At 47.5% G+C, this 791-nt stretch carries 3 tRNA genes and 1 rRNA gene; all 4 read right to left on the minus strand.

Features of this window, described 5'->3' with window-relative positions:
* Positions 1-319 precede the first annotated feature (319 nt).
* Positions 320-395: transfer RNA gene (locus D6M16_RS00525), tRNA-Val, on the minus strand.
* 29 nt (positions 396-424) lie between these two features.
* Positions 425-500: transfer RNA gene (locus tag D6M16_RS00530), tRNA-Lys, on the minus strand.
* Position 501: 1 nt separating this feature from the next.
* A tRNA-Glu gene (locus D6M16_RS00535) sits at positions 502-577 on the minus strand.
* Between the two features lie 98 nt (positions 578-675).
* Positions 676-791 (minus strand): 16S ribosomal RNA (locus D6M16_RS00540); the annotation flags it as partial.

Here is a 791-nt window from a genome sequence, read left to right on the forward strand (position 1 = left end):
TAGTCACTTAACCATACAACCCCAAGAGGTTTCGTATGTTCAAACAACCAAGGTTGTGTCTCTGACAAAGAGACAATTGGTTTATTCGCCGGACTCTTACACAAGACACTTGAATGTGTGTTGCTTGAGAACTCTGTTTCTTTCGAAACAGTTTTATTCAATCTCAAAGATTGAATTTACTAGTCAGCTTTCCAGATTGTTAAAGAGCATGTGAATTATCGTTCGATAACCACTTTCTAAAGGCTTTCAGCGTCAGAGAATCGATCCAACAACATTATGCTATTGAATCTGCGTATCCGTGCAGAAAGTATTTAGAGAGTGGTGGGCGATACCGGGCTCGAACCAGTGACCCCCTCCTTGTAAGGGAGGTGCTCTCCCAACTGAGCTAATCGCCCACAGTATTTTTACATTCCCGTGGCAGGAATGGTGGGTCGTGCAGGATTCGAACCTGCGACCAATTGATTAAAAGTCAACTGCTCTACCAACTGAGCTAACGACCCGTGGCGTCCCATAGGGGAGTCGAACCCCTGTTACCGCCGTGAAAGGGCGGTGTCCTAGGCCTCTAGACGAATGGGACTTCTAATTCGTACTCACACTGTTGGGCAGCATGAGTGGCTCTCTACATTTCGACCAGGCAATCTGTGTGGACACTGCATCAAAAACACAGTCTTCAGGTAAGGAGGTGATCCAGCCCCAGGTTCCCCTAGGGCTACCTTGTTACGACTTCACCCCAGTCATGAACCACACCGTGGTAAACGCCCTCCCGAAGGTTAAGCTATCTACTTCTGGTG

The organism is Photobacterium salinisoli, from assembly GCF_003614885.1.
In the GTDB taxonomy this organism is placed as follows: Bacteria; Pseudomonadota; Gammaproteobacteria; order Enterobacterales; family Vibrionaceae; genus Photobacterium; species Photobacterium salinisoli.